Source organism: Mesorhizobium sp. 43Arga (assembly GCF_053714255.1).
Window position 1 is genome coordinate 54239 of the sequence record NZ_JBSKBO010000006.1, and the last position, 23210, is coordinate 77448.

Annotated in this window: 24 protein-coding genes; 12 read left to right on the top strand and 12 right to left on the bottom strand. The window is 59.6% G+C overall.

What is annotated here, in order from left to right:
* Window positions 1-71: 71 nt before the first annotated feature.
* A complete protein-coding gene (locus ACWGS8_RS20985; RefSeq protein ID WP_454582708.1) occupies window positions 72-560 on the top strand; it encodes a hypothetical protein in 489 nt (162 codons plus the stop codon).
* A gap of 141 nt (window positions 561-701) precedes the next feature.
* On the opposite strand, the gene ACWGS8_RS20990 is transcribed toward ACWGS8_RS20985, so the two are convergent.
* Window positions 702-1532 (bottom strand): PRC-barrel domain-containing protein, encoded by an 831-nt coding sequence (locus tag ACWGS8_RS20990; protein ID WP_454582709.1) that lies wholly within the window; start codon window positions 1530-1532, stop codon window positions 702-704.
* A gap of 606 nt (window positions 1533-2138) precedes the next feature.
* Here ACWGS8_RS20990 and ACWGS8_RS20995 point away from each other — a divergent pair.
* The 4 genes from ACWGS8_RS20995 (at window position 2139) to ku (ACWGS8_RS21010) (ending at window position 4718) form a co-directional block, all read left to right on the top strand.
* The gene (locus ACWGS8_RS20995) at window positions 2139-2342 is read left to right on the top strand and encodes a CsbD family protein (RefSeq protein ID WP_454583027.1); all 204 of its coding nucleotides are present in this window, start codon (window positions 2139-2141) and stop codon (window positions 2340-2342) included.
* Between the two features lie 140 nt (window positions 2343-2482).
* Window positions 2483-2854, top strand: coding sequence for an EAL domain-containing protein (locus ACWGS8_RS21000; RefSeq protein WP_454582710.1), 372 nt, complete (start codon window positions 2483-2485; stop codon window positions 2852-2854).
* Window positions 2855-3029: 175 nt separating this feature from the next.
* On the top strand, window positions 3030-3896 hold the full coding sequence (gene ku, locus ACWGS8_RS21005; protein WP_454582711.1) for a non-homologous end joining protein Ku: 867 nt from the start codon (window positions 3030-3032) through the stop codon (window positions 3894-3896).
* A 12-nt stretch (window positions 3897-3908) separates the two neighbouring features.
* Window positions 3909-4718 carry a non-homologous end joining protein Ku gene (gene ku, locus ACWGS8_RS21010; RefSeq protein ID WP_454582712.1) on the top strand — a complete coding sequence of 270 codons (810 nt, stop codon included), beginning with the start codon at window positions 3909-3911 and terminating at the stop codon, window positions 4716-4718.
* 41 nt (window positions 4719-4759) lie between these two features.
* On the opposite strand, the gene ligD is transcribed toward ku (ACWGS8_RS21010), so the two are convergent.
* From ligD to ACWGS8_RS21025, 3 genes are all read right to left on the bottom strand, one after another.
* On the bottom strand, window positions 4760-7408 hold the full coding sequence (gene ligD / locus ACWGS8_RS21015) for a DNA ligase D (protein ID WP_454582713.1): 2649 nt from the start codon (window positions 7406-7408) through the stop codon (window positions 4760-4762).
* Window positions 7390-7959 (bottom strand): hypothetical protein, encoded by a 570-nt coding sequence (locus tag ACWGS8_RS21020; RefSeq protein ID WP_454582714.1) that lies wholly within the window; start codon window positions 7957-7959, stop codon window positions 7390-7392. Before ACWGS8_RS21020 ends, ligD begins: the two co-directional genes overlap by 19 nt.
* Window positions 7960-8033: 74 nt before the next feature.
* Window positions 8034-8522, bottom strand: coding sequence for an Hsp20 family protein (locus ACWGS8_RS21025; protein ID WP_454582715.1), 489 nt, complete (start codon window positions 8520-8522; stop codon window positions 8034-8036).
* A gap of 1208 nt (window positions 8523-9730) precedes the next feature.
* Between ACWGS8_RS21025 and ACWGS8_RS21030 the strand changes: the two genes are divergently transcribed.
* A complete protein-coding gene (locus ACWGS8_RS21030) occupies window positions 9731-10723 on the top strand; it encodes a c-type cytochrome (RefSeq protein WP_454582716.1) in 993 nt (330 codons plus the stop codon).
* A 1-nt stretch (window position 10724) separates the two neighbouring features.
* On the opposite strand, the gene ACWGS8_RS21035 is transcribed toward ACWGS8_RS21030, so the two are convergent.
* The 8 genes from ACWGS8_RS21035 to ACWGS8_RS21070 are packed head-to-tail and all read right to left on the bottom strand — an operon-like array spanning window position 10725 to window position 18813.
* On the bottom strand, window positions 10725-11099 hold the full coding sequence (locus tag ACWGS8_RS21035; RefSeq protein WP_454582717.1) for a c-type cytochrome: 375 nt from the start codon (window positions 11097-11099) through the stop codon (window positions 10725-10727).
* A 34-nt stretch (window positions 11100-11133) separates the two neighbouring features.
* The gene (locus ACWGS8_RS21040) at window positions 11134-12000 is read right to left on the bottom strand and encodes a cytochrome c oxidase assembly protein (RefSeq protein WP_454582718.1); all 867 of its coding nucleotides are present in this window, start codon (window positions 11998-12000) and stop codon (window positions 11134-11136) included.
* Window positions 12000-12284, bottom strand: a complete 285-nt coding sequence (locus tag ACWGS8_RS21045; RefSeq protein ID WP_454582719.1) for a hypothetical protein — start codon at window positions 12282-12284, stop codon at window positions 12000-12002. Before ACWGS8_RS21045 ends, ACWGS8_RS21040 begins: the two co-directional genes overlap by 1 nt.
* Window positions 12285-12304: 20 nt before the next feature.
* Window positions 12305-12907, bottom strand: coding sequence for a cytochrome c oxidase subunit 3 (locus tag ACWGS8_RS21050; protein WP_454582720.1), 603 nt, complete (start codon window positions 12905-12907; stop codon window positions 12305-12307).
* Window positions 12904-14775, bottom strand: a complete 1872-nt coding sequence (gene ctaD / locus ACWGS8_RS21055) for a cytochrome c oxidase subunit I (RefSeq protein ID WP_454583028.1) — start codon at window positions 14773-14775, stop codon at window positions 12904-12906. Before ctaD ends, ACWGS8_RS21050 begins: the two co-directional genes overlap by 4 nt.
* A 38-nt stretch (window positions 14776-14813) precedes the next feature.
* On the bottom strand, window positions 14814-15782 hold the full coding sequence (gene coxB / locus ACWGS8_RS21060; RefSeq protein ID WP_454582721.1) for a cytochrome c oxidase subunit II: 969 nt from the start codon (window positions 15780-15782) through the stop codon (window positions 14814-14816).
* Window positions 15783-15802: 20 nt separating this feature from the next.
* Window positions 15803-16363: a c-type cytochrome gene (locus ACWGS8_RS21065; protein WP_454582722.1), complete on the bottom strand. Its 561-nt coding sequence runs from the start codon at window positions 16361-16363 to the stop codon at window positions 15803-15805.
* 56 nt (window positions 16364-16419) lie between these two features.
* A complete protein-coding gene (locus tag ACWGS8_RS21070) occupies window positions 16420-18813 on the bottom strand; it encodes an FdhF/YdeP family oxidoreductase (protein ID WP_454582723.1) in 2394 nt (797 codons plus the stop codon).
* Between the two features lie 407 nt (window positions 18814-19220).
* Between ACWGS8_RS21070 and ACWGS8_RS21075 the strand changes: the two genes are divergently transcribed.
* The 6 genes from ACWGS8_RS21075 to ACWGS8_RS21100 all read left to right on the top strand — a co-directional run bounded on the left by ACWGS8_RS21075 (window position 19221) and on the right by ACWGS8_RS21100 (window position 23140).
* On the top strand, window positions 19221-19430 hold the full coding sequence (locus ACWGS8_RS21075) for a hypothetical protein (RefSeq protein ID WP_454582724.1): 210 nt from the start codon (window positions 19221-19223) through the stop codon (window positions 19428-19430).
* A gap of 839 nt (window positions 19431-20269) precedes the next feature.
* Window positions 20270-20680 (top strand): heme-copper oxidase family protein, encoded by a 411-nt coding sequence (locus tag ACWGS8_RS21080; RefSeq protein ID WP_019863754.1) that lies wholly within the window; start codon window positions 20270-20272, stop codon window positions 20678-20680.
* A gap of 570 nt (window positions 20681-21250) precedes the next feature.
* Entirely contained in the window at window positions 21251-21544 is a 294-nt protein-coding gene (locus ACWGS8_RS21085) for a hypothetical protein (protein WP_454582725.1), read from the top strand.
* Window positions 21545-21879: 335 nt separating this feature from the next.
* The gene (locus ACWGS8_RS21090; protein ID WP_454582726.1) at window positions 21880-22395 is read left to right on the top strand and encodes a YciE/YciF ferroxidase family protein; all 516 of its coding nucleotides are present in this window, start codon (window positions 21880-21882) and stop codon (window positions 22393-22395) included.
* An 85-nt stretch (window positions 22396-22480) separates the two neighbouring features.
* Window positions 22481-22858: a low affinity iron permease family protein gene (locus tag ACWGS8_RS21095; protein WP_454582727.1), complete on the top strand. Its 378-nt coding sequence runs from the start codon at window positions 22481-22483 to the stop codon at window positions 22856-22858.
* A 51-nt stretch (window positions 22859-22909) separates the two neighbouring features.
* A complete protein-coding gene (locus ACWGS8_RS21100; RefSeq protein WP_454582728.1) occupies window positions 22910-23140 on the top strand; it encodes a hypothetical protein in 231 nt (76 codons plus the stop codon).
* Window positions 23141-23210: the final 70 nt, after the last annotated feature.

Below are 23210 nucleotides of genomic sequence, written 5' to 3' on the forward strand. Positions count from 1 at the left end.
GATCAGCTTGTGCGATCGCAGCCTTTCCTGGACAGCGGGGTTCGTCGGCAGTGCCCAAGGTTATAGCGCCTTTGAAGCTCGACAACGAAGTTCACCACACCTCCGAGGAGGTGGATGATCGCGTACTGGCCGACGTTGTGACGGCACTATACAGGCGCGTCAGCATTAGCCACGACTTCGATATTCCATATATTGCCGGCTACAGCGACGACGCGAAGACCATTTACATCGACCGGCACCTTCCCCGGACACTGCTTTGGAAGGGACGGAACTTCAGGCTGGCGCCGTTCTTGGTAACGCATGAAGTCGTCGAAAAAGCCTTGCTTGATGAACTGCGGCTCCACTACCTGCACGCGCACCAGATTGCGCTGCGCGCCGAGCGCGACGCCGTGCGAGGAGCGGGTTTAACATGGCGAGCCTACCAAGGGGTGATGAAAGCTCATGAAAAGCCGATCGACGAGGAAAAGTTGAGACGCGTCCCGGCGGACTTGGATCTTACGCCATACCAGGATTTGGACGACTTCCAGATTCTTGAAGGGCTTATAAAAGCGGCGCATTGATGAAACACGAGGCCTCTGAGAAGAAGCGCGTACCTCGTCAATATCATTAGGGCTACGCGGCCGATGTTGCGCAAAGCGCAATACTATTCGGGCCGCAAATAATCGCGACCCGGTCGATACGAACCGGGTCGCGAAGCACCTCTAGTTTCCAACCATACGTTGTTTGTCGCGCGCGCTGGCGTAAGTGCCTTTTTCATAGGCTGGCTGCGCATTAAACTGCTCTTTTGTAAAATTTGTATATAGGTACCTATTTCCTGACTTGTCCGTCATGAACTTGAGGTTGTCCATGCCAACGGCCACCTCCTTAGCGCCCATCCCAAGGAACCCACCAACATCGATCAGGACGGCGTCGACTTTCTTGTCGCCCGTCAGCACAACGTCGCCGATCTTTCCAACCTTGGCATCGTTTGCGCCATAGACGGTCGTGCCGACCAGATCCTCGGCCCGGACCTTGTCGATCGGAACGGCGGTCAAAGCCGTCTTGTCGACAGCCCCGGTGGTGGTTGAGTCGGGCGCCACTGTCGTTGGTGCTGGGGCTGTGTTGGAAGCCGTGGTCGGATCATAGGCCTTAGTATCGAAGTTCGGCTGAGCCTGGAGATCTTCCTTGGTGGTCTTGATCACAAGCCAGCGTTTGCCGTCCTTCTCGGCCCACTGGGCCTTGTTGAAGTCGAAAGCGACGTTCTTTTCACCGATGCCGAGAAAGCCCCCGACGCCGATGATGAGCGACTGGGCCTTGCCGTCCTTCGCAAGGAGGACGTCATTGACCTTGCCGATCGTCTGGGCATTAGCGTCTGTTCCATTGTAAACGGTAGCGCCGATTATTTTGGAAACAAGGCTGCCATTTGGCGCGACCGCGGCAGTTGTCGCAGCATTGCTGTCGGCAGGCGCCGATGTCACCACGTTCGCGGCAAAGGCCCCTGAGGCAATAAGGGTTGCAAACGCGGTGGCGGCAGCGAGACTTTTGTAGCTCATCGTGGTCATCCTTTGTGTTGTCATCGCGCGCCCTGCCCATTTCCAGAGAGGGCCGCAACTTGATGCATGACAACGGACTGCGTTGACCGAGGTTCCCACGACGCCCGAAGCTGAAGCAGGGGTTCCTCCCGAGGCTGGCCGGGGAAGCCCCTGAGGGTAAGTTGCGCGCATACCGAGAACGTTCCTCGCCGGTCGTCTTTCACCCCGAAGGTGTTGCGCAATCGTACGTCGCCGTTGTGTTTGGTGCACGGACCCAGGTCGACCGCATGAACGTCGGCAATGCTCAGCCGGTCATGAATCGACAGAGGTCGGCCACGCTTGGATCCCCCGGGGCTCTTGCTGGCCCGGCGCACGCCAGCGACAAGTCGTCGGATCCATGTGTTGCAGATGGGCTCGCTGACGTTACTTCCCGAGGCGGTGGGCGATTGCCTCGACCATGCCAGCCGACGCCGGTCAACCTCCCTGGAGGTCCTGGGGCGGGTAACTCGCCGCGCTAAAAGATCCGTCATGCGCGTCGAGCGGGCCTTTCCGCAACGGCAAGCTCGGGTGGCCTGGAACTTAAGTGGCGAAACGACGTTCGATTTGTTTCTAACGAAGGAGGTCGTGATGGACTGGAACCGCGTCGAGGGAAACTGGAAGCAGGTGAAGGGCAAGGTCAAAGAACAGTGGGGAAAACTCACTGATGATGACCTTGATCGCATCGCTGGTAAACGCGATCAGCTGGAAGGTAAGATTCAGGAGCGCTACGGCATCGAACGTGATCGCGCTCGCAGCGATATTGACGACTGGTATAAGAGGCAAGGTTGGTAAGAGAATAGCCCGCCGACTCCTTTGGGGCGGCGGGCTTCGATCGACCGGGAGCCGAAGAGCCAATGCAGTGGGAAGAGCCGATAATCAAATACATTAGCTCTCCCTAATCCTTGACGCTCCGATTTCTCCCCGATGACGGTTTGCAGGAGCTGGGCGTTCAGATCTCGATCGACGATTTCGGGACGGGCTATTCTAGCCTCAGCGCACTTAAGACGTTTCCTGTGGCGCGACTGAAGATCGATAAATCCTTCATCGACAACGTCGCTGAAGATGAAAACGATCAGGCTGTTGTCAGCGCCGTGATCTCTTTAGCTCAAAAGCTGAATATGAGGGTTGTCGCCGAGGGCGTCGAAACCGATGACCAGGTAGCCTTCCTGCTCAAGAACAACTGCGATGAAATGCAAGGCTACCACTACAGCAAACCGGTCTCGGCTCGAGCGATCGGGAAATTGCTGGAGGCAGCGGCTTGGCCTCCAGTTCATCCCCGTTCCGCCCAACATCGGCCGGACTGAAACGCCTCCCCATCGAGCCCGGCGTCGCCATGCGCTTGTCGAGCGCCTGCCGGAGGCGCCTCGGGATCCTATCTACTCACTCCGCCAACGCATTGAATCCAGATTCTTTGCGACTCTGGAACCATATCGGCCGCCAGCAGCTTATTGACTCGCAAAAGTTGTGCCGGAGTGTGTCATGGTTGGAGCACGAGCGAACTGGAAGGGGTACATCAAATTCGGTGACGTTGCCTGCGCGGTGGCGCTCTATACCGCCGTGTCATCGTCCGAGCGCATCGCCTTCAGCACGCTCAACCGCGCTACAGGTAACCGCGTCCGCCGTGAGTTTATCGATAGCGAGACTGGCGATCCGGTCGAGCGCGGCGATCAGGTAAAAGGGTACGAGATGGAGACCGGCGACTACGTCGTCCTCGAACCCGAGGAAGTCGCGGCCGCGGTCCCGGAGAGCGACAAGACGCTTAAGATCGAGGCATTCGTGCCCTGCGACGAGATTGACGACGTCTATTTCGACAAGCCGTATTATCTCGCGCCGGACCGGATGGGCGCCGACGCATTCAAGCTGCTGCGCGACGGCATGCGACAGGCGAAAGTCGCTGCCCTGGCGCGTACGGTTCTGTTCCGGCGGCTGCGCACGGTGCTTATCCGCCCGCATGGCAACGGCCTGATCGGCACCACGCTGAACTTCGACTATGAGGTGCGCTCGGCGAAGGAAGCGTTCGCGGACATTCCCGAGATCAAGATCGAGGGTGAAATGCTCGATCTCGCCAAACACATCATCAATACAAAGAAAGGCTCGTTTGACGCCAAGGCCTTCGACGACCGCTACGACGCAGCGGTGGCCGAACTCGTCAAGGCAAAGATAGAAGGTAAGCCACTCCCCAAGAAGAAGGCGCCGCCACCGTCGAAGCCTAGCGATCTTCTGGAGACCTTGCGCAGGAGCGCCGGACTGGTACCCGACCAGAAGCCGAAACGCGCTGTTGCCGGGAAGACCGACCGCAACGGAAAGCAGCCCAAGCGCGTCGCCAATTCCAGACGCGCGGCCTGATCGGAGACCATCATGGCCGTTCGACCCTATTGGAAAGGTTATCTGAAGCTCTCGTTGGTCACCTGCCCGGTGCAGATGATGCCGGCGACATCGGAGAGCGAAAAGGTCCGTTTCCATACGCTCAACCGCGAGACCAACAACCGCGTGGTCAGCCACTACGTCGATGCCGTCACGGGCAAGGAGGTCGAGGAGGAGGAGGAGGTCAAGGGGTATCAGCGTGGTGAGAATGAGTACATCATTCTCGAAGACGAGGAATTGGAGAGCGTCGCACTCGACAGCACCAGGACGATCGATATCGATGTGTTCTCGCCGCGCGATTCCATCGAATGGATCTGGCTCGATACGCCTTATTACCTCTCGCCAAGCGATCCGGTCGGCCAGGAAGCCTTTTCGGTCATCCACGACGCCATGGCGGCGGAAGACATGGTTGGCATCTCCAGGCTGGTGATCTCGCGGCGCGAGCGCGCGGTGATGCTGGAACCCCGCGGCAAGGGCATTGTGCTGTGGACCCTGCGCTATGGCGACGAGGTCAGGGATGAGGACGCCTATTTCGAGGGCATCGACCGGGACAAGTCCGATCCAGAGCTGCTGCCCCTCATCCAAGAATTCATCAAGAAGCAGACCCGTCATTGGGACAGCAAGCTGGTCTCCGACCCTGTGCAGGACAAGCTGCTGGAAATCATCGAAGCTAAGCGGAAGAAGACAAAGCGTCCGGCCAAGGCGAAGGCCTCCGAGCAGAAGGCGACGCCGAACAACGTCATCAATATCATGGATGCCCTGCGGAAGTCCGTCGAAGCGCAGAATCGACCCAGCAAGCGCTAGACGTCGAGACTGGCTGTCCTGGTCTCCCAGTCCATCGCGCGTCAGGCCGCCCGACGCATCGATCTTGCCAGTCGCTTGATGGATGCTTCCAGGAGGCGATGGCCATCGCCATAGTCTTTCCAGGCCGCGCTCTTTGCCAGCAGCCCGGGCACGGTGCGCACGGTGAAGCGCTTCGGATCGAGATCGGTTTTGACTTGTGCCCAGGTGAGTGGCATGGAGACCGTCGCGCCGGGCCTGGCCCGCGGCGATAGCGGTGCCACGGCGGTCGCCATGCGATCGTTGCGCAGATAGTCGAGGAAGATGCGGCCGATGCGCTGGTTCTTCGCCATCTTTGTCAGGTAGAGGGCGGAATTGTCCTGCGCCATCTGCAGGCAAACATCATGAGCAAAACCTTTTGCCTCCGGCCAGGTGAGCTTGCTGCGCTTGGTGACCGCCAAGGGCGTGACGACGTGCAGCCCTTTACCTCCGGTCGTCTTGCAGAAGCTGACGAGCCCAAGATCGTCGAGGCGCGCGCGCATTTCCTTGGCCGCCTCGACAACCGTTTTGAACGGGACGTCGGGACCTGGATCAAGATCGAAGACGAGCCGGCCCGGCACCTCCGGCTGCTGTGGCTCGCAATTCCAGGGATGCAATTCCAGCGCACCGATCTGGGCGACGGCGGCGAGACCCTCCACACGGTCGATCTGCAGGTAGGGCTTCTTGTCGCCGAACACTTTCACCAGTTCAAGAAGATTTGACGTTCCGGGCATCGCATGACGCTGGAAGAACTGCTCGCCGCCGATTCCATCCGGCGCGCGGATGATTGAGCAGGGCCGCCCGCGGATGTGCTCGATCAGCCAGGGACCGACAGCTTCGTAATAGCGGGCGAGATCTTCCTTGGTTACGGGGGTGCCATCATTGGCATCGGGCCACAGCGGCTTGTCCGGGTTCGAGATCAGCACACCCATGACATCGACCTTGCCGCGGCTGCGGGAGGGCTTCGCCGCGATCGGCTCCCGCGGCAGGGGCACCTTGGTCTTCTCCGGCGAGGCAGGCTTATCGGCTTCGACCTCCCCTGCCGGTTTGTCCTCACGCAAGCCTTTGAAGGCGGCTTGGCGCACCAGCCCGTCGGACGTCCAGCCGGCGAACTCGATCTCGGCCACCAGCTCCGGCTTCAGCCAGATGACGCCGGGTTCGTTCTTCGGCGCGCCGATGCCAGTGAAGGGTGATTGCCGGGTCGCGGCAGCTTTCAACTTCGGCAGCAGGTTTCTGACCTTGGATGCGCCATATCCTGTGCCCACGCGGCCGACATAGACGAAGTGATCGCCGCGATTGACGCCGACCAGAAGCGACCGGAATTTGCCATTCGTTGTGGCATAGGCGCCGATGACGACCTCATGGCCTGCACGACACTTCGACTTCGCCCACGTCTCGGTGCGGCCGGAAACGTAGGGCGCATCGGCGCGCTTCGACACGATGCCTTCCAGGGACAGCCGGCAGGCCGAGCGAAGCACTGCCTCGCCGCCGGTTTCGAAATGTTCAACGAAGCGGATGCGATCGTCCTCACCCGTCTCGGCCAGAAACTGACGCAATCGCGCCTTGCGCTTACTCAGTGGCAAGACACGCAAATCCTCAGCGCCTTCGAACAGGAGGTCGAAGGCGAAGTAGACAAGGGCATCGGTCTTGCCCTCGGCCAGCGCTGCCTGGAGGGCGGCGAAGTCCGGAGCGCCGTTTTCGTCGAGCGCGCAGATCTCGCCGTCGATAATCGCATCGGGCAGATTGCCGGCGGCTCGGGCAATGGCGGGATATTTGGCCGTCCAGTCGAGACCCTTGCGGGTCTTCAAGATCGCTTCGCCACCCAGGACGCGCATCTGGATGCGATAGCCGTCGAACTTGATCTCGTGCAGCCATCCGCCCTGGGAGGGCGGCCGCGCCAGCGTCTGGCAGAGCTGTGGGGCAATGAAGTCGGGAAGATCGGCGGCAGGGACAGTCCCTTGCTTCTTCCTTTTTGCGCGAACGCTTGTTTTCCGTTCCTGCGCCGCCAAGCCTGTACGACTGTCCCACACCGCATCGGCCCCGGCCTTGACGCCTTGCAGCATGAAGGGTTTCGGGCTGCGGCCCTTGCCGGCAGCAATTGCCTCCATCTTGCGTCCAGACGCGACAGAGGCGTCATTCTTGTCGAGGATTGCGGCGCCGTTTGTCTCGACTGCATATTCGTCGCGATGTTTGATCAGCAGCCAGTTGGTGCGCTTGCCGCGTTCGCGGTCGTTGGCCATCCTCACCAGCACGAAACTGCCATGCAGCCGCTCCCCTTCGAGCGTGAACTTGAAATCGCCCTTGGCCAGCGCCTGCTCGGGGCTCTTCCTTCCCTCGGGCTCCCAATAGCCGCGGTCCCACAGCATGACTGTGCCGCCCCCATACTGGCCTTTTGGAATCGTCCCTTCGAAATCCCCGTAGTCGAGCGGATGATCTTCCACCTCGACGGCGAGCCTCTTGTCATGAGGATCGAGGGAGGGACCGCGCGTCACGGCCCAGGATTTAAAAACGCCGCCGAGCTCAAGTCGCAGATCGTAATGCAGCCGCGTCGCGTCATGTTTCTGAATGACGAAACGGCGGCGGTTGGATGGCTTGACCGAACCTTGACCGCTCGGCTCCAGCGTCTTCTTGAAATCGCGCTTGGCCTTGTATGTTGTTAGCTTGTCGCTCGCCATTCGATGCCCTCGGAGCACGGACCACATCGGCCTAGTAGCAGGAATGTTCGGAGTGGCGACATGTTCCCCCGAGGACTGGCACGCCCGCGCTGGCGTAATGCCAGCGCGGGCTCGGGATAAGCAAAGGCACCGCCACCGCCAGTTCTGGGCGGAACGGCTGCAAAGACAGGACAAGGCGGCGGGTCGTCATCGTCATCGCGCCGACGATGGCGCACGATGCGCGCCGAATGTGGGAAGGACAGCCGTGCGCGACGCTGCGCCGGCCTTCGCGACTGTCCTGGTGTTTGCTGGCTGGTGCTTGCGCAAATGTCCGCATCCAGCGCCTTGAGCGCTTGGAGAATCTCATCCACTTCGATGCGCGAGCGGTCTTCCAACTGACGCATCGACGGCCGCCAGGCCGCGCGGGCGTTGGATGCCCAGGAAGCCAGCAGCGCCCGCTTCTGCGCACGGCTCATTGCCGGATCGTTGAGGATTTCATCTGGCCGCTGGAATAGCGGAGATCGATCTGCGTCCCGATGATGTGTGTCTGGAAAGCCAATAAAGCCTGTCATCTCCGTTTCTCCGCAATCCGTGCCTCCCGGACGCTGCCGGGAGGCAAATCGCAGCTTTGAGGTTCGCGTGGAATTCAGGCAGCGCTGCGCTGCCGATCCGTATCCTGGCTGATCTGCTTGTTCTTCGCCGTCTCGTCCCGTGACGCGGTGCTGCCGGTCGAGTCGATGGCAATGCGGCGAGGCTTGAGCTCCTCAGGGACCTCGCGCACTAGGTCAACCGAAAGCAGGCCATTCTCGAGCGCGGCACCCGCTACCTTGACATGGTCGGCCAGCTTAAAAGCCTGCCTGAAATTGCCGATGGCCAATCCCTGATGGAGAATCTGTCGGTTGCCCTCCTCCGGCTTTTTCTGGCCAGTGACAATCAGCTCGGGGCCGTGCTGGGTGAGCTCGACTTCGTCCGGACTGAACCCGGCGATCGCCATCGTAATGCGGTAGTCGTCAGAGCCGACCTTTTCGATGTTATAGGGCGGCCACTCCGAACGCACGCCATTGTCGAGCATGTCAAAGAGACGGTCGAAGCCGACCGTCGAGCGGTAGAGAGGGGTATAATCGAAGCTTCTCATAGCCATATCCTCCGTAAAGCAACATGGGTTACAAGCAGCATCGCAGCGTTCTGCGACGCCCAAATCGGTCGGGCCGAAGCCCCGACGCAGAACGATTTGGGAAAACCCGAAATCCGGTTCAAGAGGGCAGATTATATTTTTTTGATCGACATCCCGGGTACATGATTTCCGTGCCCCGCGACGGCAAAGCTATCTCTATGAGGCCGGCGCCCCCCTTGTGCTTGTGCTTGTGCTTGAGGATGAGGAGTTGATCGGTTGGGACTGGAGGTCTGGCTGGCGGACTCGTCACAACAGCGAGATCATGCGCCCAAGCCGCTGGTTTGCTAGATACTCGTCGCCCGATGTCGCAGTTCTGGACGTTCTCCTTAGCGAGGGCCAATGCGTCGATGTAGCAAAGAAACTTCGTGCAGATGGCGTTCCCTTCGTTGTGCATTCGGTTTTGGCACGGACAGATTTCGACGACGCTTTCCGATCGGATACGTTCCTAGCAAGCCAGCGGGAAATCTCGATACGTGCGGTTATGAAATTGGCCGCCGGGAACGAGGGAACAATTTCAGCGAGCGACAATTTCATAGGTCAGTTAGCCAACGGAGGGCTATCTTGACCCAACGACAAGTCGACAAAGAGCGCATCGAGCGCGCCGATCGAGAGGCGAAGCAGTTAGCTGAAGCGGAGACGAAAGCGCGAAATGCAAAGACGGCGCGATTGCGGGCGTTACGTCTTTCGGCACAGGCCGCGGAGAGGTCAGCTCAGGTTAAAAGGCGCCGGCCCTCCGCCACAAAACCGACGCGGAAAATTATCGAAGTCGACTAAGCCGGAAGAAGTGCAGCGCCTCAAGTTCAAACATCTCCGCCACTTTCGGAACGTCGCCCGATAGCGCGGAGGTGCCAAACGAATTTGCGCGCTACAGCACGGTGGAACTCGACGTGACCGTGGGTGTTGACTCTGAAATAGGGCGGAGGAGCGAGCCATGGACAACGACCAGTACCGAGAGAGGGTAATCACAACGTCCTCAGCAGCTTCACCAGACAAAATGCCCTCGCACACAAAGGCATTCTCAACATCGACGAGACCGATCCGTCGCTGCGAACTGGCGAGGCTAACCTGGCTGGCGATGAGCGCCTGTTCGAGGACGTGTCGTGGTTTCTGGATATCTCCACCACGGGTAAGGGGAAACCGAGATCCCCTCCTTCTCCGAGTTGGCTCGCATGATCGCCCGGAGTAACGAGTTCCAATTACGATCAACCGTGATACGTGCCGATACACATCCTTCGCATGGCAAAACGACACGGCGCGCTGCCGTTGTTGCGAGTATTGCGCTATTGGCAGCATGCGCCGCGGCGGCGATTGCATGGTACGTGACGGCAGCGCGCCCGCCATTTTCTCTAGGCGATCCGCAATTTGACGGCGGCGATGCCTCGCGGGGCAAACTCGTCTTCGCGGCCGGCGATTGCGCGTCCTGTCATGCGACGCCAGGTCAATCGGAACGGCTGAAGCTCGGCGGCGGGATGGCGCTTGCCTCGCCGTTCGGCACCTTCCGGCCACCAAACATTTCTCCCGATCCGGTCGACGGTATTGGGAGCTGGACCGCTGCCGACTTGGCGAATGCCCTTATCGGAGGGGTCTCGCCGCGGGGCGAGCATTACTATCCCTCCTTTCCCTACACGAGCTTTACGGGGATGACGGTTGGCGACATCAAGGATTTGTATGCTTACCTGCGGACGCTTCCGGCGGTTTCGGGCCGTGCACCGCCCCACGATCCCAAAATTCTGTTCATGGTCCGTCGGTCAATCGGGTTCTGGAAACTTCTGTTCTTTCGGCAAGGTCGATCGGCCGCAGACACCGGAGGAAGATCAACGCGCGATCGCGGGGCTTATCTCGTTGAGACGGTATCGCACTGCGCAGAGTGCCACTCGAGCCGCAACGCGTTCGGAGCGATCAAGTCCGGCACCCTTTTTGCAGGTGGCATCGATCCGCAGGGGACGGGTTTCGTGCCCAACATAACTCAGCAGAGATTGCGCAGCTGGGGCGAGGCGGATATCTCAACAATGCTCGAAACGGGCGAGACGCCCAATCATGGCCGCGTGGGATCATCCATGTCCGATGTGGTAACGAACACTGCCATGCTGCCTGAAGGCGATCGACAAGCGATCGCGCGCTACATCAAAGCGCTTCCTCCGATTGCGACGCCGCACCCATAGCTCATTGCGCATAGAGATAGGCTGCAAGGTCCCGTGCTTCCTGTTCGGAGATACCGGTGGACGGCATCGCCGTCCGGGGGGAAAAGCTACTCGGCGAAACGATCCAGGCGACAAGATTGTCGGAGCGGTTTTCCAACACCCCGGCAATGTAGACGCGCTTTGATAAACCGGTGAGCGGAGCGCCGGTCTGACCGTCCGCCCCCGGGATCCCTCCTATCGTGTGACATCCGGAGCAACCATAGCGCCGAAAGATTGCAGGAGCGCGATCGGGATCGCCACCGGTCATCGTTTTCGCGGTGGCGGCTCGGGTATGATTGTCACGCGCGATGTTGGCCGCGACGAACGCAGTTGAAGCCACGATAAGGCCGCCGGCCATTAAGGCTGCTCGACCGGGAACAGACGCGAGCAATCTAGACATTTTGCGCCTTTTTTCCGCCCGAGTGCCGGATCCAGAGCGCCAGCATGGTCATTGCCGCGGCCGCATAGACGGTTCCTGCGGGCACCCACATGATCATGCCCGCCAATTGCTGGTCCTCCAGCGGCGTTAGTCCCCAGTCCATCGCGGTTTGGGTCTGCGCGACATAGAGCACGCGCGGGGCAAGCGCCATCAAGACGCCCAGGATGCTGGTGTGGATCATGGTCAGGAACAAATGCCATGCCGAGGCGCCATAATCACTTCGCCAGACAATTGCCCACCAGAACAGTATCGCCGTCGCGAAGAAGGTCAGATGCTGGAGGCGGTGGACGGACGTGTCGGTCACGGCGGCGCAGAACAGGACGGGCACGTGCCAGGCCCAGATGGCGACGCCGTGAATGACGGTTGCGTTGGTGGCGCCAGTACACCAGTCCCATGCCCGGCGGACAACGGCCATACGCATCATCGAGCCAGCGGCGTGACGCGTTCTTCCGGGCAATCCCCAAAGTAGGAGACCCACCGGCCGCGCCAGCACGATCAAAGGAGCCGACACGGCCATGACAATCTCGTGCTCGATCATATGGAAGGTAAAGAGGTGTTCGCCAAGCCAATGAAGCGGCGAAAGCAGGGCACCTGCCAGCGCCAGCATGCCGCCGCAGTACGGCAAGACCTGGATCATCATCATACTCGGTCTCCTGATCCGCGACGTCAACCTTATGGCGCCCACGCCGTACAGTATGGCAAGTGCAGCGAGTGGCACGACGATCCACGGGTCAAACGTCCAAGGGTATGTGGAACCGTGTGCCTCGTTCCCATGCGCCATAGCCAGGCTGGGCATGATCAAAAAAACAAGTGTGCGCATCAGCGTTGGCACGGATCCAGCAGCATCGTAGCCGCCCCCTGCAACGACAGCGCCAACACAAATGCCAGCGCGATCAGGAAACCCGCTTCGGTGATAAATCGCTCGGATCTGGCCAATCCGGCGGAGCCCGTGCGTGATGCGACGACACCAGCGATGGAAACCGCTAGAAGCGCCGCACAAACCGCGACCGTCCACGGAAAATTCTGACGGCAATCCACATACGGCGTGATTTGTCCAAGCTGGGTGGTGACCGCCCATGCGGCAGGCGGCACGACCAATCCCATGTATCGCAACCAGCGTCTGGTCAAAGTCGTGGAACCCAATAAAGGCAGACGTACATCGGCAACCACGTCAGCACCACAAAGTTCCAGTACATCGCATTGTCGGCCACATCACCAAACCGCCGTGCATTGTCGCCATGGTGCGTGAACATCAGGCTGGTCAGCACGAAAGTCTCTCCCAGGTCGGTCAGGATGTGTGTCGTATGGAGGCCGAGCATCACCCATACAATCGATCCATAGGCGTTTTGATCCCACTTGATGTGCATGGCGGGAAACTCGAAAACACGTAGGATAAGCGGCAAGACGCCGAACAGCGACATGACAATGAGGCCAATTCGGACCTTCCGTAAGTCTTGGGTGCGCGCCCAGCGTGTGACAAAGACATTGGGTATGAGGCTTACAAGCAGAACGACTGTCAGGCTCGTGCCTGCAAGCAGATCAGGCGGCGCGGTATCCAGCGGCCACCGCGGTGCCAAGCTCATCAGATAGAGATAAATCACGATCGAGAGGACAAAACCGGTGCCTTCGATGAGCATGAAGGCGAGCGTTCCCCACCAGGACAGGCTGGCAGTGCCAAGGCCATGCGCGGGAAGCTTTGTCACGTCGAGAACGACACCGCGCTTCATGACTCGTCCTCCGGGTCGCCCTTTGGCCAGAACCAGCCAATGAGTGCGATTGCAATCGGTATGGAGCCCCAGACCACGGCCCATGGGGTAAAGATCGACCAAATCAGCATTGCTGACGTAGCGAGCGCCGCCAGGAGCGGCCAAATCGAATTCCCGACAGATGATTCACGCGCTTCCGCACGCGCTTCCACGACACTGGTGATAAGCAGTTCGCGCCGGTCCGTGTGCAGACCCTCGACGAAACCAAGTGGGTCCGATCTGTCCGACAAGGGCTCCAGGCTTTCGACGACAGGCAGCCGCGCAAAATTATAGGACGGCGGTGGCGAAGACGTCGCCCACTCCAGCGTCGAGGCCCCCCACGGATTGGCGGGTGCGATGGGACCTGATCTGGCGCTGCGTATGGCGTCGATGAAGAACAGCAGGAAACCGGCGGCCAGAACGATCCCGCTGAGACTGATGAACATGTTCAGGCCGGACCACGGCATCTCCGGCTGATAGGTGTAGATGCGCCGCGGCATGCCTTGCAGGCCGAGAATGTGCATGGGGAAGAAAGTCAGATTGAAACCCGAGAAGATGAGTCCAAACGACCAGCGGCCAAGCGTCTCGCTCATCATTCGGCCCGTCAATTTCGGAAACCAGTAATAGACCGCGCCCAGCAAGGGGAACACGGCGCCACCGACCAGGACGTAGTGGAAATGCGCGACGACGAAATAGGTGTCGTGAACCTGGGTATCGAACGGAACCGATGCCACCATCACGCCGGTCAGCCCGCCAATGACGAACACGACGATGAACCCGATGACGAACAAAAACGGCGTCTTGAAGATTGGCCGTCCGGCCCAGATCGTCGCCAGCCAGCAGAAGATCTGCAGGCCTGCGGGAACGGCGATCGCCATGCTTGAGGCGGTGAAGAAGCTTTCGCCCAGCCGCGGAAGGCCGGCCACGAACATATGATGCACCCACAGCCCGAAGGCCAGAACGCCCGTCGCGATCAAGGCCATCACCATGGCCAGATAACCGAACACCGGCCGCTGGGTGAATGTGGCGACGATGCTCGAGACCATGCCCACCGCCGGCAGGAAGATGATATAGACCTCAGGGTGGCCGAAGAACCAGAACAGATGCTGCCACAGGAGCACGTCACCGCCTTCGGCCGGGTTGAAGAAATGCGTCCCCACGAGCCGATCGAGGATGAGGCTGGTGCTGGCGATCATGATCGCCGGCATGGCGAGGATGACCAGGAAGGACGTGACCAGCATCGACCAGACGAACAGCGGAATCCTGTCCAGCGACATTCCGGGGGCGCGTTGCTTGAATACGGTGACGACGATTTCGACGGCGATGGCGAGAGCGGAAACCTCGGTAAAGGTGATCATCTGGGCCCATATGTCGGCACGCTTCCCGGCCGCATATTGGGGCCCCGACAGCGGTACGTAGGCGAACCACCCAACGTCCGGACCGGTATCGACGGCGAAGGCGATCCACAACAGCAGGCCCCCGGCAAGGTACATCCAGTAGGAGAACGCGTTGAGGCGCGGGAATGCGATGTGTCGAGTCCCCACCATCAAGGGCACGAGGTAGATGGCCATCGCCTGCATGACGGGCACGGCGAACAGGAACATCATGTTCGAGCCGTGCATGGTGAAAATCTGGTTGTAGCGATCGGGCCCGATGAACCGGGCTTCGGGTTGCGCCAGCTGCAGCCGCATCAGCAAAGACAGCACTCCGCCAAATGCCAGGAAGACAAACGCCGTGACGATGTAGCGGCGGCCGATAATCTTATGATCGATTGTCGATAGGGCACCCCACAGGCCGGAAGGTGTTGACCAGGTCGCGGCAAGTCGACGATCGAGTTCGCCGGCTTCCATCCCGGTGTCCCGAACGCCTTCGCGATCCGCTGCTGCAATCATTTGAGACTGTCCATATAGGCGGAGATATTCTGGAGCTCGATGCTGGTCAGCGGGACCATCGGCATATTGTTCCCCGGCTTCAGCGTCTGCGGATCGGCAATCCAGGCTGCCAGCGAACCGCGCGTGGTCTCCAGCAATCCGGCAGCGATTGTCTGACGACTGCCGATATGCGTCAGGTCGGGTCCCGTCGTACCGGTGGCTTGCGTTCCTCGGATCGTATGGCAGGCCGCGCAGGGCTTTGCCAGAAAGGCCGCCTGCCCCGAGGCGGCATCGGGATCGGCCGGCATCATCGCATCGGCGCGCTGGGATGTGATCCAGCGCGCGTAATCGGACGGACCCTCTGCGATGACCATAACCGCCATATGGCTATGCTGCAGACCGCAGAATTCGGCGCATTGGCCGCGATAGACACCAGGCTTTTCCGCCCGAAGCAGCAAATCGTTTGAGCGTCCCGGAACGAGATCCTGCTTCCCGGCCAGACTGGGAACCCAGAACGAATGGACGACGTCCGCGCTTTCAAGCTGAAGCCGGACATCTTGACCGACGGGGATATGGATTTCGTTGGCGGTCTGGAAAGTGGACGTGCCGTCGGAACCGGCATAGATGACTTGCCACCACCATTGCTGTGCTCTCACGGTGATCGTCACGGCTGCACTTTGCGGGAGCCCGATGCTGCGGGTGGTGTAGAAGCTGGCGATTGTCATGCCCGCGATAATGGCCACCGTCACCGCGACTGCGGCCGAGACCGTCGTCGTGAGCCGACCTTCCGATGTCTGGCCTTCCGTCTCGGCCCGACGCCTCCGCCTGAGCGCCAGTGCAAGTATGACCATCACCAGCAACCAGATCACTCCGGACAGGACAACTATCCCGACGATCAGATGCTCGACATGAATAGCGGGAGCTCCGTAGGGGTTAAGCGCAGACTGGCTACCACTGCAGCCTGACACCAGAACACCAGTCGACAACGCAACAATGCGAGGGGCTCTCACGGCGAAGGTCCCTGATCTGGATGGAAACCGACCGGGCCCTCATCGAAGAGAATCTTCGCCGGGCCGCGGTTCTCGGCTGGGCGGGTCTGCTTGTCATCGTTGCGGCTAGGCGCCGCTGTCTTCGGCGTATAGGAGCCGATCGTCTGGACATAACCCGCCAGCTGCCAGATCTGCTCGATGGTCATGCGGTCGTGAAAGGCGGGCATGCCATGCGGGCGGCCATCACGGATCGAGGCGACGATGGAGACCATTTCAGGACCATACAGCCACCAACCGTCAAGGAAGGAGGGTCCGACACCGCCGCGCCCATCTCCATGGCATGTCGAGCACCCGAACCAGGCGTAAAGGCGCTTGCCTTGGCTCAGATTATAGGCGTCCGTTTCATAAAGCTTGCCCTGCGCAAAATAACTCTCTGGCGGTGTTCCGCTAATCGCATTGGGCATGACCCGGAATTGATCGAGATCGGCCGCAACGGGGGGATCGGTGCGAAGCTCCCTGGCCTGCCGAAACCAGCCCAACCAGGCTCCGACACCGATCAGCAGAAACGCGGCCGCCACGAATGCCCAGTGTGGGTTTCTTGTGTCTATCAAGGGGCCCTCAGCCCATAAGTTGGTTAGCCATCGGGATTAAAGCTCGATCGGGTAAGGCGCACAGGCAGAAGTTTATAGGAAGGTGTTTTTGCCTTCGGGTCATGGTGAGCCAAAGGGAATAGCGGGTTTGCCTCTGGGTAATACGCCGCACAGCATCCCCTAGGAATGTTGTACTGCACGATCCTCAGGCCAGTGACTTTACGAATGTTGTTATCGTCGATCGCCGTCGTCACATCGATGTGCTCGCCATCGACGAAGCCCAACCGGCTAATATCCTCGCCGTTCATGAACACGACCCGACGGGTGCCTTCAACGCCACGAAATCGATCGCTATATCCGTAGATCGTGGTGTTGAACTGGTCGTTGGATCGCAGTGTCGAAAGATGCAGGACGTCGGCTCTCCCCGATGTGGAGAACTCGGGAAACAATCTGTGCGGCGTGATGAAGTTGGCCTTTCCCGTTTTCGTCACCCACTTGCGTTCTCGCGCGGGCAACGGCCTGGCAAATCCGCCAGGTTGAAAAAGCCGCTTGTTGAAGTCCTTGAACGTCTCCGGGTAAGTGCGCTCGATGGCGTCTCGTATCTGCGCATAGTTCCCGACCCAGGCGTCCCACGGAACCTTCGTTTGTCCGAGCGTAGACTTCGCGATGCCAGCAACGATGGCAGGTTCGGAGAGAAGCTCGGAGCTGGCCGGTTTTGCCTTGCCGCGAGAGCCATGGAAATGAGCAATGGAACTTTCAATTGACACCGCCTGGGGACCGCTTGCCTGCTGGTCGACTTCAATGCGCCCCAGGCACGGCAGCAGATAGGCGACCTCTCCGTGCAGAACATGGCTGCGATTGAGCTTTGTCGCGATCTGCACGCTCAGATGGAGCTTGCGCCATTCCTCTTCCATGGCGGCCGTGTCGGGTATGGCTTTCAGGAAGTTCCCGCCCAGGCTGATGAACGCGCGGCAATGGCCGTTGATTATCGCTTCGCAGGTTTCGACCGTCGAGCGCCCCGTCCATGTCGGCGGCTCAAAGCCGTAGAGCTGGGAAAGCTTGTCCAGCGGCGCCAGCCCGGGTTTCTCGGTGATGCCGACGGTGCGCTGGCCCTGCACGTTGGAATGGCCCCGCACGGCGCAGATATTTGCTCCGGGCTTGCCGATATTGCCGCGCAGCAGCGCCAGGTTGCAGACCATGTGAACGTTCTCGACACCCATGAGATGCTGCGTCAGGCCCATGCCGTAAATCATCATCACGGCGCTGGCGTTCGCGTAGGTGCTAGCAGCCTGCATCATCTCCGCGCGGCTGAGCCCCGAGACGCGTTCGAGTTCGTCCCACTGATGGGCTCGCGCGGCCTGAGCAAATTCCTCAAAACCAGTGGTGTGTTCCTGGATAAAATCGTGATCGAGCACGTGCTTGTTGTCCGCCGAGGCCATCGAGGCCGCAAAGGCGACCATCGCCGCATTGTCTTGGTCCTTCGGCTTCCCGTCCTGCCCCGCCACGCGGCTTGCGCCTGATGCCTTGAGGGCGTCGTCAGCTTCAATCAGCGCTTTGCATACCCCGAACAGTGCCGCGATATCGCCGCCGTTCCTGACCTGATAATATTCTGATGAGATCTTTGTCTCTTTCCCGGTCAGCATCTGTGGCGACTGCGGATTGACAAAGCGCTCCAACCCCCGTTCGCGCAGCAGGTTGAAGGTGACGATCTTGACGCCCCGGTTGACTGCGTCCTGGAGATCATGAAGCATCCGAGGCGACGAGGTTCCAACGTTCTGCGCGATGTAGAAAATACAGTCGGTGTTCTCGAAATCGGACAGGATCGCCGTTCCGACGGATGAACCGATGCTTTCAGGGAGCGCCACGGAGGAACTCTCGTGACACATGTTGGAGCTGTCAGGCAGATTGTTGCTGCCGTACATGCGTGCGAACAGCTGGTACATGTAGCTGGTCTCGAGCGAGGCACGGCCGGATGTGTAGAGATCAACCTGATGAGGATCGAGGGAGCGCAACTCTCTCCCAATCTCATCAAAGGCATCAGACCAGGCAACCGGAACGTATTTGTCTCTGGCTGCATCCCAGCGCATGGGATGCGTCAAGCGGCCTTGTTCCTCAAGGTCGTGATCGGACCAGGTCTCCAGTTCGCTCAGCGTGTGTTTGGCAAAAAATGCCGGACCCGCTCGACGCGACGTCGTCTCCCACGCGGTAGCCTTGGCGCCGTTTTCGCAGAACTCAAGCGGATGTGGCTGAGCAGGCTTTGCCCAGGCGCAGCTGACGCACATATACCCTTCAGCCTTGTTCTGGATCGAAAGGAGCTTTGGGTCCCGCAAGGGGACATGCTCTCTTGCGATAATCGCTGCGACGGATTTTGCCGACCCCCAGCCGCCAGCGGGTCCCTCATATGGTCGGATGATTGGGGTCCGTGTTTTTGATGTCATTTCCGCCTCGCTTGCGTAGCCGAGGCCGCGTTCGGCCTTGCTTCACTGGCGCGTCACGACCTCATTCGTGAACGTGCCGAACGTCCAATCGCCGACCATTCAGTCTTGCCCCGGCAATATAGAACTTAGCACCTGTCGGACGGTTCCACGGATGACGCCCATCTCTTCAGCGCCTTCCTTGGCGAGGGACTAGGCCAGGTTTCCTGGTCTGCTCAAAAGTGAAGTGCGGGGGGAGTTGCAGCACTTCGGGACCGGTTTTGACCTCGAGGACGACCGGGCGGTCGGATGCGAGGGCTTCGTCCCAGGCTCCGCCAGAACGAAACGGATCCCAACTGACAGCGGCCTATAGACCGGCCCAGCGACAGGGCGCATAGTTTGCTGTTCGGCGGGCTGGGAGCGTTGTAACAATGGTCTACACAGTGATTTGGTACGGCAAGCAGGGCGTAGTTGAAATGACGCCCTTCGATGCACTGAAAGAGGCCAGGGAGCATGCCCAGGCGTCGTTCGCCGCTCGACAGCAGGATGATGGCGTCGTGGCGGTGGAAGTTCGCAAACCTGACGGTACAGTTGTCTTTAGCCAAGCGGGTGGAAGCGGCGGCGTAGACGGCGGCGGCTGAGAGGTTCCGAGTGCTGCCGGCGCAACGCTTAAGCCTCACAGCAGGAGCGCCGGCGTTGATACTAGCACGACCTTGCGAGGGCGAAGCTTGCGCCAGCTGCCGGCTAGCCGCGTGCTCTTCAACACCGCGCTCACCAACGGTCTGATAGGTTCGAAGAAGCTCGCCAGCACACAACTTAGCTTTCAGCTCACGGATAGTCTCCGCCAGATTGTTCGTCTCGCGGCCCCGCCGGACCAAGCCCGCCCCCAGCTCGGGCAAGGTTCTCTCTACCTCGAGTGTCCGCCGCCCGAATAATGATGGATGGGCTGCTTTGCGCGCGGATTGCCGACGCGCTGGAATGCTGATTTGGCAAGAATTCCTAAACGACCCGCCGGGATGCGATAGACGCAGAAACTCGGAAACTGATTATCCATATTCTAATATACCTTGTACGACGTCGCAGGCCAGTTTTTGAGTAGTGCGACGCTCTCCTACAACGAAAAGCCCGGCCCTGCCCCGCGCCGGGCTTTTCATACTTGGCCTTTAGCAGTCTTCCCCAGCGCTTTTCCACTTGCCGCCGTCCCTTACAACCGGCCATACGGCCCGCGCGTCGTGACGCCTCTTGCCAGGCTTGGATTGCGTCTGTTCCTATCACGTGCCGGCAAGGCTCGGTGGCCTGCAGGTCACCCGAAAACTGCGTCGCCGTTGAGTCTCGATCGCGGTCAGGTAAGTTCGACGATCTCGGGTGCAACTCACACCAGTTTCCGGCCTTGTGATTTGTGGAGGTTTTTGATTGAATTTCTTTTTCAGTAACGCCTAATATAAGCCTGTTGAAATCGGCATTCTGGGGAGGAAGTGTCATGCCTAAGGTTTCAGATCTTTTCTTTAAAACAGCCATCGTATGGCTCATTCTGGGGATCGGCGCCGGCTTGCAGATGGCAATCTCGGGCGACCACGGTGCATTTCCGGCACATGCACACATCAATCTCCTCGGATGGGTCACAAGCGCAATCTTTGGCGGCTACTACGCTCTTAATCCGGCAAAGGCAGCGCGGAGAACAGCAATGGTCCATTACGGCCTCTACAACGTCGGATTGGTGGTGATGCTGCCAGCCCTGTATCTGATGCTGCACCAAGGCTATACGGCAATTGAGCCGGTCGTCGCCGTGGGCTCACTGATCGTGGCTGCCGCCGTGCTGGTATTCGCCTTCGTTGTTTTCTCAAGCGCAAGCGAGCGCGTGGCGTCTGGGTTATCGACCGCGACACGCTAAATCGGCGGAACTCGGCAGTATGAAGGCTTGACGACGCTGAATTTGGAGATGTCGCCGGACAGTTCGTCTAGGCGCTTGGAAATGCACGGCGATGATTGAGGTTTCGGCACTTTCAGATGAAAGTCACAGCGGCCCCTGGCCGGCGATTGCCGGTAAGGTCTGCGGCTTTACCTGACAATCGGCTTCTTCGATCTCGAGCCTAAGTCCCTCAAGGTCACGCCTGGAACTCAAGCTTCCCTGGGTCAACTTGCCGACAAGCTGCCACGCATCGATCGGTATTCGAGGGTGCGCGATGCAAATTCGGCAATCCAAGGGGCTGGCAAGGCCGACACTGCTCGGGACTACTATGGGTCGTCGTGCAAGGGTAGCTGCTCCAACCAGCGGCGGCGCGACATGTTCAGCGAAACTTCAATCTTTGTTTTTCCCGCGGCCGGGGCCTCGAAGTCCGGCGATTCATTGTGCGCAACATGAACGGTGCGCTTTTCGTCAACCTTTCGCGAGCGGGAACCAACGCGAACGATCCACATTCCTTTGTTGAAGGGACACATTTCAGCAGACAGGACTATGAAAATGAAGGCTTTGATCTTGGGCGCCTTGGCGCTTTCCATTGGCCTCCCGGCTATTGCCTCGGCCACCGAGGCTGATGTGGTGATCTCGACGCATCACCGGCACCACCACAGTCCCACCGTAGTTTATAACGACGAGGGCGGCCGGCTTCATCATCGACATCACGGACATGTCGCATTCTACGACAACGGCGAGCGTGCGTGGCGCCACCGCCACCACCGCCGCGATATGGTCATCGTGACGACGGGTCACCATCGCCATCACCACCGGCATGTCGTTATCGATCAGGGGCAGTGACGACTAGGCCGCGTGCTCGCTCGGCTCCGCTGTAATTAAAAGGCTGGAGCCGAGCCAACCGTGAGCGAACAGCGCATTGGACGGCTTCGATTGCACCCTTGTGGTCGACGCAGAGAGCAGGCGTTTCCCATGCAAATGCGCGGCTCTAACTAGCTCTGCGGGACGCCGATGCGCGCGAGCGCTGCGATTGCTGGGACCAAGTCCGCAGACGCTCACTCGCAGCAACGTCAGAAGTTAAGAAAACCCGTTTTTGAATTGCCCCCGGAACCACTTGCGGAACGCGAAGTTGCTCCTGGGCCTCGAATGTGGGGCGTTTTCGCGGAGATATGCACATCATGGCCACGACCAAGGCGCGCTCGACTAAGGGGTTGAGCGAACTGTTCCACGATACGCTCAGGGACATTTACTTCGCCGAGAAGAAAATCCTCTCGACACTGCCAAAAATGGCGGAGGCGGCGCAAAGTCGGGATCTGAGGGCAGCATTTGAGAAGCACCACGTCGAGACACAGGAGCATGTGGCGCGGCTGGAAGAGATTTTCGAAATCCTCGACAAAATGCCCCAGGCAAAGACATGCGCCGCCATCATGGGAATTACCAAGGAAGGCGCCGAGATCATGGAGGAGTACAAGGACGCGCCGGCTTTGGATGCCGGCCTGCTGGCGGTGGCACAAGCCGTCGAGCATTACGAGATCTCGCGCTACGGCACGATGCGCACCTGGGCCTCGGAGCTTGGAATGGATGAGGCCGTTACACTTCTGGATCTCACGCTGGGCGAGGAGAAATCGACAGACGAGGCGCTGACCAAGCTCGCTGACTTGGCGGTAAACGTCGCGGCCGAGGCATCCGCCTGACGGCGGTAGCACATCTCTCTCTCATACATCTCCGGAGGCCCGGGCGGTCGATTGCCCGGGCTCCACGCATCAGGATTCTCTCGATATGGAAAAGACATTCAACCGTATGGCCGGTGCCGTGGCTCATGCCACCGGGCGCCCGTGGGCTTTCGCGCTCTGCACGAGCTCGGTGGTGATCTGGGCGGCTTCCGGTCCTTTTTTCGGCTATTCCGAAACCTGGCAGCTTGTCATCAACACCGGCACGACGATCGTTACCTTTCTGATGGTCTTCCTTATCCAGAATACCCAGAACCGCGACGGCGCGGCCATACAGGCAAAGCTGGATGAGTTGATCCGCTCGGGGGCAGGCAAGAACGATTTTATCGGTATCGAGCATCTGACCGAGAGTGAAGTCGAACAATTTCGGTCCCTTTGCTTGCAAGCCAAGAGCAAGGTGGGGCTGCAGTCGGCTAACGAAAACTAATCCGACCGCTGCGGCGTCCACTTATCGGACGCGGCGGAACAAAGATGGGCGATGGAGCTTGTTGAAAGACGCGGCCCGTCGCGATGTCCAGCGGAGGATAACATGGGTTTCTTTGGCAAACTTTTCTCCGGCCGATCTGGCAAGAAGTCCCAAGATGCGAAGCCGTCCGGCGATCTGCGCAAGGCGACTGGTGCCGGTCCGGCGATCGCTGCTCATTCGAAGGATGCCAAGAGCGGCAGCGCCACCGGGCAAAATCCGCGTGCCGCAACAAAGAAGCCGTAGACCGACGGGGCGCGTGGGTAGGTTCAATCAATTGATCCCACGCTTGGTCGCTGGAACGCGCGCTTTCAGC

Coding starts and splice junctions, on each gene's coding strand:
- ACWGS8_RS21040 (WP_454582718.1), bottom strand. CDS start 12,000: ATGCGCACACTTGTTTTTTTGATCATGCCCAGCCTGGCTATGGCGCAT.
- ku (WP_454582712.1), top strand. CDS start 3,909: ATGGCCGTTCGACCCTATTGGAAAGGTTATCTGAAGCTCTCGTTGGTC.
- ACWGS8_RS21050 (WP_454582720.1), bottom strand. CDS start 12,907: ATGAAGCGCGGTGTCGTTCTCGACGTGACAAAGCTTCCCGCGCATGGC.
- ACWGS8_RS20995 (WP_454583027.1), top strand. CDS start 2,139: ATGGACTGGAACCGCGTCGAGGGAAACTGGAAGCAGGTGAAGGGCAAG.
- ctaD (WP_454583028.1), bottom strand. CDS start 14,775: ATGGAAGCCGGCGAACTCGATCGTCGACTTGCCGCGACCTGGTCAACA.
- ligD (WP_454582713.1), bottom strand. CDS start 7,408: ATGGCGAGCGACAAGCTAACAACATACAAGGCCAAGCGCGATTTCAAG.
- ACWGS8_RS21080 (WP_019863754.1), top strand. CDS start 20,270: ATGCCTAAGGTTTCAGATCTTTTCTTTAAAACAGCCATCGTATGGCTC.
- ACWGS8_RS21020 (WP_454582714.1), bottom strand. CDS start 7,959: ATGACAGGCTTTATTGGCTTTCCAGACACACATCATCGGGACGCAGAT.
- ACWGS8_RS21070 (WP_454582723.1), bottom strand. CDS start 18,813: ATGACATCAAAAACACGGACCCCAATCATCCGACCATATGAGGGACCC.
- ACWGS8_RS21025 (WP_454582715.1), bottom strand. CDS start 8,522: ATGAGAAGCTTCGATTATACCCCTCTCTACCGCTCGACGGTCGGCTTC.
- ACWGS8_RS21095 (WP_454582727.1), top strand. CDS start 22,481: ATGGAAAAGACATTCAACCGTATGGCCGGTGCCGTGGCTCATGCCACC.
- ACWGS8_RS21075 (WP_454582724.1), top strand. CDS start 19,221: ATGGTCTACACAGTGATTTGGTACGGCAAGCAGGGCGTAGTTGAAATG.
- ACWGS8_RS21045 (WP_454582719.1), bottom strand. CDS start 12,284: ATGGGATTGGTCGTGCCGCCTGCCGCATGGGCGGTCACCACCCAGCTT.
- ACWGS8_RS21035 (WP_454582717.1), bottom strand. CDS start 11,099: ATGGCCGGCGGCCTTATCGTGGCTTCAACTGCGTTCGTCGCGGCCAAC.
- ku (WP_454582711.1), top strand. CDS start 3,030: ATGGTTGGAGCACGAGCGAACTGGAAGGGGTACATCAAATTCGGTGAC.
- ACWGS8_RS21100 (WP_454582728.1), top strand. CDS start 22,910: ATGGAGCTTGTTGAAAGACGCGGCCCGTCGCGATGTCCAGCGGAGGAT.
- ACWGS8_RS21090 (WP_454582726.1), top strand. CDS start 21,880: ATGGCCACGACCAAGGCGCGCTCGACTAAGGGGTTGAGCGAACTGTTC.
- ACWGS8_RS20990 (WP_454582709.1), bottom strand. CDS start 1,532: ATGAGCTACAAAAGTCTCGCTGCCGCCACCGCGTTTGCAACCCTTATT.
- ACWGS8_RS21085 (WP_454582725.1), top strand. CDS start 21,251: ATGAAGGCTTTGATCTTGGGCGCCTTGGCGCTTTCCATTGGCCTCCCG.
- ACWGS8_RS21030 (WP_454582716.1), top strand. CDS start 9,731: ATGATCGCCCGGAGTAACGAGTTCCAATTACGATCAACCGTGATACGT.